Source organism: Rhizobium sp. PAMB 3182, assembly GCF_052908355.1.
In genome coordinates this window covers 3,582,246-3,594,291 of the sequence record NZ_CM128607.1, presented here as the reverse complement: position 1 = coordinate 3,594,291, position 12,046 = coordinate 3,582,246, and the positions used below count along the sequence as shown (strand labels likewise).

General features: G+C 60.8%; 10 protein-coding genes. 2 read left to right on the top strand and 8 right to left on the bottom strand.

Features of this window, described 5'->3' with window-relative positions; genetic code table 11:
• Nucleotides 1-96 precede the first annotated feature (96 nt).
• Nucleotides 97-2,292, bottom strand: a complete 2,196-nt coding sequence (locus ACU5AZ_RS17250; protein WP_446823561.1) for a TonB-dependent hemoglobin/transferrin/lactoferrin family receptor — start codon at nt 2,290-2,292, stop codon at nt 97-99.
• 313 nt (nt 2,293-2,605) lie between these two features.
• On the opposite strand from ACU5AZ_RS17250, the gene ACU5AZ_RS17245 reads away from it, so the two are divergent.
• On the top strand, nt 2,606-3,442 hold the full coding sequence (locus ACU5AZ_RS17245; protein ID WP_446823560.1) for an extensin-like domain-containing protein: 837 nt from the start codon (nt 2,606-2,608) through the stop codon (nt 3,440-3,442).
• On the opposite strand, the gene ACU5AZ_RS17240 is transcribed toward ACU5AZ_RS17245, so the two are convergent.
• Complete coding sequence (locus tag ACU5AZ_RS17240; protein WP_446823559.1) at nt 3,405-3,809, bottom strand: STAS/SEC14 domain-containing protein; 405 nt, start codon at nt 3,807-3,809, stop codon at nt 3,405-3,407. The two genes, ACU5AZ_RS17245 and ACU5AZ_RS17240, sit on opposite strands and share 38 nt — an antisense overlap.
• Nucleotides 3,810-4,090: 281 nt before the next feature.
• On the opposite strand from ACU5AZ_RS17240, the gene ACU5AZ_RS17235 reads away from it, so the two are divergent.
• On the top strand, nt 4,091-4,561 hold the full coding sequence (locus ACU5AZ_RS17235; protein ID WP_446823558.1) for a diguanylate cyclase: 471 nt from the start codon (nt 4,091-4,093) through the stop codon (nt 4,559-4,561).
• Nucleotides 4,562-4,634: 73 nt separating this feature from the next.
• On the opposite strand, the gene ACU5AZ_RS17230 is transcribed toward ACU5AZ_RS17235, so the two are convergent.
• From ACU5AZ_RS17230 to ACU5AZ_RS17205, 6 genes are all read right to left on the bottom strand, one after another.
• Nucleotides 4,635-5,744 carry a DUF2333 family protein gene (locus ACU5AZ_RS17230; protein ID WP_446823557.1) on the bottom strand — a complete coding sequence of 370 codons (1,110 nt, stop codon included), beginning with the start codon at nt 5,742-5,744 and terminating at the stop codon, nt 4,635-4,637.
• Entirely contained in the window at nt 5,737-7,035 is a 1,299-nt protein-coding gene (locus ACU5AZ_RS17225) for a DUF6638 family protein (protein ID WP_446823556.1), read from the bottom strand. The genes ACU5AZ_RS17230 and ACU5AZ_RS17225 overlap by 8 nt, the downstream gene beginning before the upstream one ends.
• On the bottom strand, nt 7,032-8,948 hold the full coding sequence (locus ACU5AZ_RS17220; RefSeq protein ID WP_446823555.1) for an AAA family ATPase: 1,917 nt from the start codon (nt 8,946-8,948) through the stop codon (nt 7,032-7,034). The genes ACU5AZ_RS17225 and ACU5AZ_RS17220 overlap by 4 nt, the downstream gene beginning before the upstream one ends.
• 2 nt (nt 8,949-8,950) lie before the next feature.
• Nucleotides 8,951-10,096: a hypothetical protein gene (locus tag ACU5AZ_RS17215; RefSeq protein WP_446823554.1), complete on the bottom strand. Its 1,146-nt coding sequence runs from the start codon at nt 10,094-10,096 to the stop codon at nt 8,951-8,953.
• 71 nt (nt 10,097-10,167) lie between these two features.
• Entirely contained in the window at nt 10,168-11,256 is a 1,089-nt protein-coding gene (locus ACU5AZ_RS17210; RefSeq protein WP_446823553.1) for a hypothetical protein, read from the bottom strand.
• Nucleotides 11,257-11,482: 226 nt separating this feature from the next.
• Nucleotides 11,483-11,869 (bottom strand): c-type cytochrome, encoded by a 387-nt coding sequence (locus ACU5AZ_RS17205; protein WP_446823552.1) that lies wholly within the window; start codon nt 11,867-11,869, stop codon nt 11,483-11,485.
• Between the last annotated feature and the right edge of the window lie 177 nt (nt 11,870-12,046).

Sequence of the window (12,046 nt, the reverse complement as noted above, 5' to 3'; positions counted from 1 at the left end):
CGTGTCCCCGGCTTTAGCAAGACCGGCTTTTCGGCTTTGAAAAAATAGGGAGCGGCATGATGCATGCCGCTCCCGCAACTGATGAAATATTGAAGTTTAAAAGGTTTTGGTGATCGAAACTTTGAACGTGCGTCCCGGCTCCGAGTAGAAAGCACGGTTGGATGAAGTCGATGTGACGTTCACATCCTTGACCTCCAGCGCATCGTAATACTCCTTGTCGAACAGGTTGTAGACGCCGGCCTGTACCCTCAGCCCCTTGAGCTTCGCGGGCTCCCACCATCCGGTCACGTTGACGATGCCGTACCCGGCGGGCTTGAAATTGGCGGTGAACTTGTCCGAAACGCCGCTGACGCCGATCACGGTGAAATCCGTTCCCCATTCCTCCTGCTGATATCCGATGCCGGCGACCACCTTGAGCGGCGGCACGGAAGCCAGGCGCTCGCCAGTGTCGAGATCCTCACCGATCGCATAGCTCAGCGCGCCATGCAGATTGATGCCGTTGTCGAAGTTCTTGTGGAGATTGGCCTCGACACCATAGATGCGGACACGGTTCCGGTTGAAGTATTCCGTGCTGCCCATCGGGAAGTCGGAGGTGATGGTCGTCTCGCTGTCGATGAAGTTGCGGTAGCGGTTGTAGAAACCGGCCAGCCGCCCGCCGAAGCCCTCATTGCCAAAGTTGGTGCCGAGTTCGAAGCCATTGCTGGTTTCCGCATCCAGATCGGGATTGCCGATTGTCCGATAGCGGCCCGGATTGGTGTAGTTGAGATACATCTGCGTGACACTCGGCGCCTTGAAGCCGACCGCCCATTGCGCATAGAGCTCGACATCCGGTCGAACCTGCCAGGACGCTCTCACCTTGGGCGAGAACTGATAGTCGCTGGTTCCGTCGGGCAGCCCGTCATAGCCGTCATTGTTCTCGTAGCCCGCCGTTTCCTTCGTGTCGTAGTTGAACCAGTCGAAGCGCAGGCCCGGTGTGAGCGAGAAATTGCTGTTGCCGAAGCTGATCTTGTCGTCGGCGTAGATGCCCAGGTTTGTGCTCCAGACTTCCGGCATGTCAGCCTGGTTGTTGTGATAGAACGAGCAGGCGGTTGGCTTGGTGGCGTAGGTGTCGCACGTGTCGTAACCCGTCTCGTACTGCGTCGTCTTCGCCAGCGATGCGTTGCCGCCGACGGTAACCTCGTGGTTCAGGCTGCCGGTCTCGAATCCACCCTTCACCCAGCCGGTGAAGCCGAAGGACTTGTCGTCATAGTCGCTCTTGCGCCAGTAGTCGCCGGCCGGAGCGCTAAGTCGGTACGCTTCCACCCCGCCGTACTTCTGCAGTTTCTGCCAATAAAGAGTGGCCGAAGCACTGTCGATAAGGCTGTCGGTACTCTCCGACTCGAACCGGTAGTCGAGCGACACGCGCGTACGGGTCGTGTCGTCGATGTCGTCGTAGTCGTCCTGGCGATAGGTCGTGCCCTGCTGGTTGCGCAGGTCGGTGGTCGAATCATAGTTGTAGTGCTCTGCGGTCAGGCCGATCGTGTGGCCGCCCTCGAGTTTGCGGCGGATCTTGAAGAGCACGTTCTCGCGATCGAAGTCCTCGGGGTTCGCCTCGGTGCGCGTCGATCCGTAGCCGCCGACGTCGCCCTTCGTCTCGGTCTCGTGTCCCTTCTTGTAGCTGCCCTGGAAGAGCACCGACGTGTCGCCAACGCGCTTGGCGCCGGCCACGGAGGCGCTGAAGGAACGGTCGGAACTGTCGTAGGTCGTCTTGGCGACGACACCCCAGTCCTTGTAGTCGCTGATCAGGTCTTCCGGTTCCAGCGTACGCAGCACGACGGCGCCGCCGAGCGCACCGGAACCGGCGCGCGACGAATCCGCGCCGCGGACGATGTCGATGGCGGAGAGCGACGAGAAGTCGTAGCTGTCCGATCCGCCGAGCGCATAGCCGCGCACCGGATCGCTGACATAGGGGATGGGAACGCCGTCAATGAGCGTCAGGACACGGTCCTCTTCCAGACCGCGGATGTTGACCGAGCCGGATGCGCCGACGAAGCTGACGCCCGGCTCCGTGGTGTTGCCGAGATCGTTGAGATTGTCGACGTCCTTCTTGGCGATCTCCTCCCGCGTTGTCTCGCTGGCCAGCGGCGTTTCGGCGACTGCTGATTTGACCCGCTTGCCCTTGAGCACGATCGGGGCGAGTTCGGTCGTATCCTCGGTCTTCTGTGCATCCTGCGCGGAAGCGATGCAGGCGGACGAGGCAAGAAGAATGGCAGACAGCGCAAGTATCGAGGAATGCGCAGGGCGAAGCGGCATTGAGCTAGTCCTTTCGATGGGATCGACCGGGCTGGCTGAGGCATCTTCATATGCCGGGCTGGCTGGGCAGGGAGAGGAGGCACCGGAAAAGCGCCTGATTTCCGCCACATAAATAACATGAGTTTTTATGTCAACAAATTATCCATGCCGTACCGGAATTGAACATTTCCGCCGTTCGCGCGTTGCAGCCATGCAACAGTGTCTTCCTGCATCCGCCATGTGGTTCAGGCAGCGGCGACCATTGCCTTGTTGCAAACACGAGACCATGGCTCCGTTTCCGGAGCCGGTCATGGTCGGGGCATGGAGACGACGCATGAGGACACTGAAAGCCGGACTTCTGGCGATAGCCGCACTTCTGCTGATCTCGGCTGCATTGCCTGAGACGGGTCCTGTCCCGAAGGAAAACCCCATGCGTGACGAGGCATCGCCGCCATCCGGCGAAAAGGCCGGCCCGGACGACGCAGCACCCGCCGAGACAAAGGACGATCAGAAGAAAGGCGCTGACAACGGGGAAAAGACCGACGACGAGAAGAAGCCGGCCGAAGAAACTGCTCCCAAGACGCCCCCGCCCCCTCCGGTCGAAAAGGAAAATGCCGCCACATACGCCGCCTGCATCAGCGACCTGAAGGCAATCGGCGCAGCCTTCAGCGAGAAGGAACGGATCGACGACGGCGATGGTTGCGGTATCGACAAGCCGATCGAGGTCACCGCCATCCTGCCCGGCGTCAAGATCGAGCCGGCGGCGACCCTTCGCTGCGAGGCCGCCTTGGCGCTTGCCCACTGGACGCGCGAAACGGTCATCCCCATGTCGGAGAAGGCCTTTCCAAAGGCGGGCCGCCTCACGACGCTCGGCCAGGCGTCAAGCTATATCTGCCGCAATCGCAACAGCGCCACGACAGGCAAGCTGTCGGAACACGCCAGAGGCAATGCCATCGACATCGCCTCTTTCAAGTTCTCCGGCGGCAAAGCGCTCAGCGTGGAACCACGCAGCAAGGATTCGACCTTCGACGGCGCGTTTCAGCGCGCCGTTCGCGAAGCGGCCTGCCTGGACTTCACCACCGTCCTGGGGCCGCCAAGCGACGAAGCCCACAAGACCCACCTTCATCTCGACGTCATAGAGCGGCGTGGCGGGTTTCGGTATTGCTGGTGAAATCCTTGTCATAGGCAAGCCAAGCCGTCGCCTTATCGAGGTTTTCCGTCTTGAATACATGCGTTTCCGCCGGAATCATGAAGGCGACCGAGTGGATGATGGCGGCCATCACCGAACTGGAGGTGACGACGGCGATCTTTTCGAAATCGAAATAGTGCCTCAAACCGAAGACCGCGTCGTCCCAGACCGCGCCGAGTTCGAACCCGGCAAAGTCATCCGCCAGCACGAACAGGAAACGCATCCTTCCGTCTTCAAGCGCATTGAGAACCGCGGGAATGAGCACCGTCTCATAGTCGTGCGCCTTGAGTTTCCCGTGCGCCTCGAACCCGATAATTCCGTCGGGCAGATCGTCCATTTGCTTCAGCATCGTTTTCTCCCTTGGATGCGGACCGAAGAACGAAGTGTTGAAACAGTATAGCACGACCGGCCACTCAAAGCACCGAACTGATCTGCTGATCAGCAATGGTGGAATACATAGTAATTGCAAGATTTAAGGATGTTCAGGCGTCTTGACAGGGCGTATCCTCCATATAGTGGGAGAAGTACGATCAGCAAATTCAGCCTGGACCGAAGGAATTTCAATCTGATGAGATCCGAAGGCAAGGCCGACTCGTATGAGTGATAGAAACTAGGAAACAGCCTGTGCCATTGCGTTTTACAGATATCGACGAGACCTCAAAAACCGCCGACCGCGACCATATCAGCATTTCCGACAAGGAAATCGTGGATCTCGTGGCCGCATACCGGCTTTATGGTTTCTGGCGAATGGACCTGGAAACAGGTCATTTCTTCGCGACGAAAGATATCTTCACGCTGTTCGGCATGGAATACACCACGGGCCCGATGAACCTGGTCGAGGCCAACAGCAAGATCCATCCGGACGACTACACGCTTGTTGTCCAGGCGCTCGAAACCTGCATCGAGCAGAGAAACAGCTTTCACGTGATCTTTCGCCTGAAGAGCGGCGATCAGAACTTCAAGTTTCTGCGCAGCGTCGGTCGCTACCGCGAAACGCCGGACGGCCGCGGCGAGATGGTCGGCATCACCTACGAATTCTTCGAGCGCCTTCGCGCCATCGGCTTCGTCGGAGACGGCGCCGAGAACATGGCGACTGTCTGAAAAGACAATCGGCCCGCCAGGTTAACTGGCGGGCCGTCACATTTGCAGTATCCGGTAGGACCCTGCCCGTTCCTCAGCGGTCCAGAACCGAGCGCAGTTCGACGAGGTTCGACCGCACTCTTAGGATATAGAAGCCCATCGTCGCCAGATGCGTCGGCATGATCCAACCGGCTTCGCTGCCGTTGGAAATGATCGCCGGGCGGATCTTCAGCGCGCCTTCGAATTGCGCATCCATCTGCGACCAGATCGCGCCGAGATTGCGCTCCTTGACCACATCCGCGAAATCGGACCGGGCCGCCGACAGCACCGCATATTGCGCGTAGAGCTGGCCATAGGCAAACCAGAAACGGTCATCGGCGCGGGTGTCAAACCAGCCCGCATTGTAATCCTCCGAACGCTTGCGCAGGATATCCGACGTGCTGCCGAGGTCGCTCGCCATGCGGTCGAAGAGCTGGATCAGGTTGTCGGCACGCGTGTCGAAGGTTGCGTTGCAGCTCGCCAGGTCGGTGTTGAACTTGTCGAAGTCCTTGATCGCCTGGCGATAGAAGCTCGGCGTCGGCGTCTTGAAGCCGAACGGATGCAGCCCGAAATACCAGGTGTATTCGTCAAACTGGATATTGCCGCGCGCCCGCTGCAGGTCGTTGTTGATGCTCGACGTGCCGCGCACGCGGCCGAGCGCATCGACAAGCTCGATGGCCGTGCGGCGCACCACCTGGTTCACCCCACGCTGGAACGACGCCTTGTTGTCGAGGAACGGCGTGTTGTCCCAATCCATGCCGAACAGGCCGGCCTTGTAGAGCACCATCGACGAAATCCAGGCATTCTGGTTGACGTTGAAGTCGGTGAGATCGGAGGCAATCTGGACGACGGCCGACGGCTCGCAGGTGCCGGGCTTGTCCGGAACCGGCTCGCCTGCGCTCAGCGTCCGCGATCCGAAATTGTAGCTCTTGACCAGTTCCGGATTGAAGCCCGACCAGACCTGTGTCTGCCAGAAGAAGTAGCCGTAAAGACCGACAAGCACGATCAGCATGAGACCAACCGGCCCTTTCACCAGCCAGTGGCGGCGGCGGTACCAGCTTGCCAACGCCAGAAACGGCCAGACGACCCACGCCACCAGCATGCCAAATCCGCGGCCTATGGCGCGGAAGCCGCGCTCGAAGAATTCGATGATCGGATCAAGCATTGACGTCGTCTCCTATGCCGTAAAGGCGCTTGCGGAACGCTTTCTTGTCTTTCAGATATGCGCCGGTCAGCACCGACACAACATGCGCGCGGAAATTCTCCGGGAAATCCTCGTAGTTCCGGTAGAAGCCCTGCTTGTCGAAGACGAAGCGGGACACGAAATCCTGCGGCACCAGCTGCGCGATCAGCCGGTTGGTGAGCCACATGTCCGGATGGGCAGGTGCTGCCCGCAACAGCGCGAAACGTCGCTCCGGCGCCACCTCTTCCATCCGGATGGAGCCCGTCTGCGCAATCGTCTTCTGGATGCCGGCGAGGAAGGGATAGGTCCCCTCCGCCATCACGGCGTCGGCGTTTCTGTGCAAAAAGGTCTGCGTCCAGATCGGATCGATGCGCTCGAAATCCGCCTGCGGCTCCAGCCTGGCAATCAGCGTCTGCAGCGCCATGTCGGCGCGGTGGCGATAGAGACCCGACGCCTCCACCCAGCTTGCCCGCGGCAGCTCGATACGGCCCGATCGGGCGAGGAACTCGTAGATGCGGGCGTGATCGTGGACGGAAATATAGCTGACCTGCCAGGGCCGCGAGCGACGGAAGCCCGGCGCATCCGGATCGCAGATCACCGTGATCGTACGCTCGTCGGAAAAGATGTAGACACCGCCGAAATGGTCCGCCCAGAAGCTCTCGTGGCGGAAGACCAGCTTGTCGGGCACCAGCGCATTCTGGCGGATGTCTCCGGTCGACTTGGCGAGCTCGACCATGCGGTTCAGCATGGCGTCGTCGCGCCAGGCATCGGGAACCGTCGTCAGCCGATCGGCGAGCGCGCGCAATTCGCCGGCCTTGCCGAGCAGGTCCTCCGCCGACAGGACGCGAAAGCGGACCTCGTTGATCGACAGAAGGTCCTCCAGGCTTTTGACCTCGGCGACCGAATCCTCGATCTCGCCGTAGAGCGCATCCTTGATCGTCACCGCCGTGATCGCCCGCCGGTTGGCGAGGTAGAATTCGTGCATCAGCCCGGCGGTGTTGGAAAAGCTCGTATGAACGACCGGCAGGTTCTCCTGGTCGGGCGTCATGATGATGAAGCGGCGGTTGACCTTGTTCGGATCGAGATAATCCCAGTCACCGAGCTCGGCCGCGACGTCCGGCGAAAATCCGGTCATGTCGATCGAAAAGCGGTCGAGCTTCGTCTCGGGCAGACCGAACCCCTTCAGCGCCTTGTTGTAGCGCGCGATCAGGTGCGGCTCGGCGATGTCGAGCAGCCTGCCATAGATCAGTTCGGCTTCGAGAAGGCGTCTCATTCCTGCCAGCGCCCTTCCTTCTTCATGGTCTCGATCTCGCGAACGGCCTTCTCCCGCTGCCGCTCGCGGCGCACGATGTCGGAGACGGCGGCATCGTCCGACTTGTCGGTGTAGCGGAATTCGCTGTCGGCGTAGCGGTTGATCTCCTGCAGGATCATCTCGAGGGTGATCGGCCCGCGCAGATCCTCGATCATCGCCTTTTTGTCGTCGTAGCTCTTGTGCATGAAGGCTTCCGGCGTTGCGAACCATTCGTCCGGCAGGTCGACATCCATCGCCCGCATCTTGATCGCGTCGGTGATGTTCTTGATCGCCCGGCCGGTAAAGCGCGGCTCGGCGACCTTGATCATGTGCAGGTATGCGCCGATATCGGCAAGCGACTTCGGTTCGCCGTGGTCGCGCGTGAAGCGGTCCCACACGGCGACGAGCCCCTCCTCCTGCGGGCGCGAATAGCCCTGATAGGCCTCGGAGACGGCCTTCTTGATCTCCTGACCCGCAAAGAGCTCGTGCTGTCCGAGCGGGATCGAATGGTTCTTGCCGATCAGCAGCGCGAAGATGTCGATGTAGTCGTCCTCCGTCTGCGGACCATCGACCAGCCAGCGGGTGCCGGCACGCTGGCGCAGCGCGTCGTCGACGTTCTCCGGATAGTTGGAGAACATGCCGAAGGAGCAGTTGCCGCGCACCACGGTCGACGCACCGGCAAAGTTCTCCATCAAGACGGCGGTCACTTCCTGCTGGCCGGCAGAGGCCCGGTCGTCCGCGCGCCTCGCAGCGACCTGGTCGATATCGTCGATCGTGCCGAAGCCGATCGCCCGCGGGTTCATCACGTTGTTGATGAATTCCTTGCAGTTCTGGCCGGACTTTCCCTGATAGGACGAAATCTGGTCGACGCCGAAATTCTCGTAGTGGAAGGCATAGCCTGCGACCTGGCAGTAATCGTTGAGGAGACCCGCCACCATCTGGATCAGGATTGTCTTGCCGGTCCCCGGCATGCCGTCGCCGATGAAGGTGAAGAGAAAGCCGCCAAGCTCGACGAACGGGTTCATCTGCCGGTCGAAATCATAGGCCATCAGCATCTTGGCGAGCTTCATCGCCTGGTACTTGGCGATGTGGTTGCCGATGATCTCGTTCGGCTTCTTGAAGGTCATGACCAGCGGCTTGCGCGTCTGGCCCGGCGCGACATCGAAACCATCGAGCGTGAAATCGTCCTGGTCAATGCGGATATGATTGCCTTCGAAGGCGGAAAGGCCGGTGAAGCGCGCCTTGCGGCCGATCAGTCCGGCAATCGCCTCGCGGGCGAACGCCCTCGCCCGCGCCGTCATCGCCATTTCGTCGGCACCGCCCGCAATCGCCGTGTCGAGACCCGAGATCATGCTTTTCAGCGCGTCTTGCGGCGTGTCGAACAGATAGTCCGGCTCGTGCGTGTCGTTGACCGGCTCACCCTCGCCGGCCAGCGTCTGCGCCAGATAGGCCGCGAAGGTGAAGGCGGCGACATAGGCCTGTGCGGCGAGCAGCGCCTTGAAATGGGTCGCCTCCTCACCCTGCAGCGGCGCCGAGATGTTGCGCGCCAAAAGGCCCTCGAGCGCTGTCTGCCGGCCGTAGATCTCCGCCACCGCCAGCGCCACCTGCAGCCCGCGCCGCGCCCGGTAAAGCAGCGTATGCTGGGCCGGGGACATCAGCGGATCGTCAGGCTTGATCGACTGGATCGTCTTCGACAGTTCGACCTCGCGCGTCCGCCGTATGCCGCCGGTCGAAACCGTGGAGACGAAACGCCGACCGGTGCCGGCGAGCGGCGTCGACGGCGCGGCACCGCCGGTCTCGATCATCACCAGCCGCGTCACCATGCCTTGGGCAACCGCCAGGTGTTTGGCGATGTCGTCTTCGTGGATCGTGGTCAGTCCGGTACTGCTCGCCATGGTCAAACCTCGCTGATCACCTTGTTCGATGAAATCACATGCACCTTGTAATTGCCGAAGATGCTGTCGGCTTCTCCGGCAGCATAGAGCGCCTGATAGGCGTCGTGCGGCACAAGGGCATGTTTCTCGTAGGCGCTGACGCCCATGCGCGTCGCCTCCAGATCGTTCGTCTCGATGTGGAATTCCTCCGCCGCAGGCGCCGTCGAGAAGAAGCCCTTCTTCTCCGGCCGCTCGCGCTTGGAGAAGATTTCCTGCATCGTCCAGGTGAACATCCAGGCATTATCGGTGTTCCGGACCTTGGACAGGATGTCGTTGACCCGGCCATTGTTCTCGGTGATGCCCGCGGAATAGAGCGGCCCGAGCACCAGCCGGCGCATCACCTTCGGATGCAGCTCCGGAAAATCCTGGTCCAGATTGACCGCGATCGTCGCCGGTGTGAGCGAATAGGCGCCGTTGCGCACGACGAAATCATCGAACCGGACGGCGAGCCGCGGATTGAGGAGCCCGCCAACCGGCAGCGGGATTTCTGAGTCCAGATTGAGCCTGCCGTCCTTCGTCACCAGAAGCTTGACCATTTCCTCCGACGAATCCTCGATCGCCGCCAGGTAGACCATCGGCAGGGTCTGGCTGCCGTCGAAAATGCCCCAGGCGACATGGTAGACCGGCCGCATGGTCTTCGGGTTGACCGAGACATGCAGCGTATCCGGCAAGACGGCCGGCGAGAAGACGGCGCCCTCGCCGATACGTTCCAGATAGGTGCGCTCGGCCATCTGCTGCTGCAGGGCGGAGGGAAAGCTCTTCTGCCGCAGGATGAAATCCGCCATTTCCTCGCGCAGCGCCTGTGCCGGCGGGATCGAGGCGAGCCGGCTCTCGGCGCTGGCCCGGTCGTTTTCAAGCTCCAGCACGTTCTGGAACACCGGAAAGCCGCTGTCGGCGCGCGAAATGCGGAATTGCTCGGCAAATCCCGCATGCGTCTCCCAACAGGAGAACGATGCCATCAGCCGCTTGAGATAAGGCTCCAGCACGCCCGCCGCGAAACCATCGACGGGGCCCTTCGGCCCGCGCTGCTCCACATAAGCCTCAAACCCGGAAAGCGCCGCCTTGATCGTCGCAAAATAATGCGCGGTGGCGGGTGACCCATTGCTCATTTCCAAATGCCCCTCACCCTAACCCTCTCCCCCGCACGCAGGGAGAGGGTCCGGAGTGCCGTGTGAACGCCTTACTGCTTCACGTAGTTTGCCGAATTGTGCTTGTCCATCACCGCCTGGAAGCGGCGGGCGAAGGCGTCGTCGGCGAGCTTCTTGCGGCGCTGGATGTCCTGGGTCGACAGCATGTTCTTCTCATGCATCTCGAGGAGATCACCGATATGGCGCTGGGCGGCGGCGCCGATGCCAGCCATGGTTTCCTCGGCAGCGGTGTCGACCTTGCTGCCGAGCGTGTTGATCTTGTGCGCGACGTCCTGTTGCGCCGCCGTCTTCAGCGAATCTTCCAGCGCCTTGTAGAGGACGATGCGCTGCTCGGTGTCGATCGTCAGCTTGTTGATCAGCGTGTTCTGGGCGGCGATCTGGTTGTTGAGCGAGTCGACAAAGGTCTGGAACATCGACGTGTAGCGTTCCAGCGTCTGGCTCTCGGCAAGCAGTTCCTGCTCGCGCGCCTGCAGCTGGTTGTACTCCGTCGCCATCGCCGAGCGCTCGCCCTCGATCTGGGTGCGTTCACCCTGATCGGTCGAGGCAGCGATGCGGTTTTCGAGATCCATCAGCATCGGATTGAGCTCGTCGATGCGCTTCTGCGTCTCTTCGAGCGTGCCGATCGTCGACTTGCGGCGCTCGATCACCTGCACGAGGCTCGCCTCTGAGGTCTTGTAGCGCTCGTCGAGGACGGCGCGCTGCTCCTTGAGGATGCCGACGATCGCGTCCGACTTGCCGAGCAGATCCTGCAGGTTGCCGGCCAGCGACATGTTGCGCACGCGGTCGGTGCGCATGCGCTGTGCCTTCTGCTTGGAGAAGATGCCGACGAACTTTTCGAAACCGGTCATGCTCTTCATGCTTTCGAACTCCTGTCCGAAAACATTGGTCGCATCCTCGAGCCCGATGATCAGGTCGGCGATGTTCGCCTCCATCACCTTCTGCTGATTGATGACGTCCTGGAGCCGCGCGTTCTCGATGTCGAAATCGGCGCTGCCGAGCTTTTCATCGGATTTCGCGAATTCCTCGAGGACGATGCCGGACTGCTCGAGCTTCGAGCGCATGTCCTTCACGATGCCCCTGGTTTTTTCGATCTCGCTGTCAAACGATTGAAGCGTGGCCATTGCAAACGTCTCCCCTTATGAGCCCGTCTGCAGATTATCGGCAGACGCGGTTCCGTCAATCGCGGGAAGACAATCAATCCAAACGGATAGTTGTGATTCCGCCGCTGAAATGTAGTTATGGCTGCAATCGGTACAAGAGATAATCGGCAGGCGAATGACAAGAGGCCCGGCGAAATGTTCCGCCGGGCCATCTTGCTGGAAATGCTACCAAGAAACCGAAACGACGTTACTTCGCCGCAGCCGGATCCTTGAGGTAGGCGATGATGTCGAGGATGTCCTCCTCCTTCGTCAGCCCGGCAAAGGCCATCTTGGTCTTCGGCACGAGAACCTTGGGCTTCTTGAGATACTGATCCATCAGCGCTTCGTCCCAGACCTTGCCGTCTGCCCCGAAGGCCTTCATGTCGGCCGAATAGCTGTAGCCCTCCACGGTCGCAACCGGACGGCCGATCACGCCCATCAGCGACGGTCCGACCTTGTTCTTCGGCTCGGTGGCGGTGTGACAGGCCATGCACTTCTTGAACACCTTGGCGCCGGCTGTGGCGTCCCCGTCCGCATAGGCCGTCCCCGCGGCCAAAAGCGATGCAGCAGCAACGGCAACAAAACTCAATTTCATCCGATGTCCTTTCGTCGTCATCCCTTGACCCGGCCCCACGCCGGCAAACAGGCAGCAAAGCTACGCGATAACAGCATCCTCTAGGGCATGGCCAAGAGGTGCGGCTTGATCAGGATCAAGCCCGGTGCATTTTCATGGCCAACGCGGCCAGGCCGCCACACGGACCTCCGGCCACCG

Bases quoted from the DNA above. Each gene is read 5' to 3' on its own strand.
- ACU5AZ_RS17240 (WP_446823559.1), bottom strand. From the start codon at position 3,809: ATGCTGAAGCAAATGGACGATCTGCCCGACGGAATTATCGGGTTCGAG.
- ACU5AZ_RS17215 (WP_446823554.1), bottom strand. From the start codon at position 10,096: ATGAGCAATGGGTCACCCGCCACCGCGCATTATTTTGCGACGATCAAG.
- ACU5AZ_RS17225 (WP_446823556.1), bottom strand. From the start codon at position 7,035: ATGAGACGCCTTCTCGAAGCCGAACTGATCTATGGCAGGCTGCTCGAC.
- ACU5AZ_RS17230 (WP_446823557.1), bottom strand. From the start codon at position 5,744: ATGCTTGATCCGATCATCGAATTCTTCGAGCGCGGCTTCCGCGCCATA.
- ACU5AZ_RS17210 (WP_446823553.1), bottom strand. From the start codon at position 11,256: ATGGCCACGCTTCAATCGTTTGACAGCGAGATCGAAAAAACCAGGGGC.
- ACU5AZ_RS17220 (WP_446823555.1), bottom strand. From the start codon at position 8,948: ATGGCGAGCAGTACCGGACTGACCACGATCCACGAAGACGACATCGCC.
- ACU5AZ_RS17205 (WP_446823552.1), bottom strand. From the start codon at position 11,869: ATGAAATTGAGTTTTGTTGCCGTTGCTGCTGCATCGCTTTTGGCCGCG.
- ACU5AZ_RS17250 (WP_446823561.1), bottom strand. From the start codon at position 2,292: ATGCCGCTTCGCCCTGCGCATTCCTCGATACTTGCGCTGTCTGCCATT.
- ACU5AZ_RS17245 (WP_446823560.1), top strand. From the start codon at position 2,606: ATGAGGACACTGAAAGCCGGACTTCTGGCGATAGCCGCACTTCTGCTG.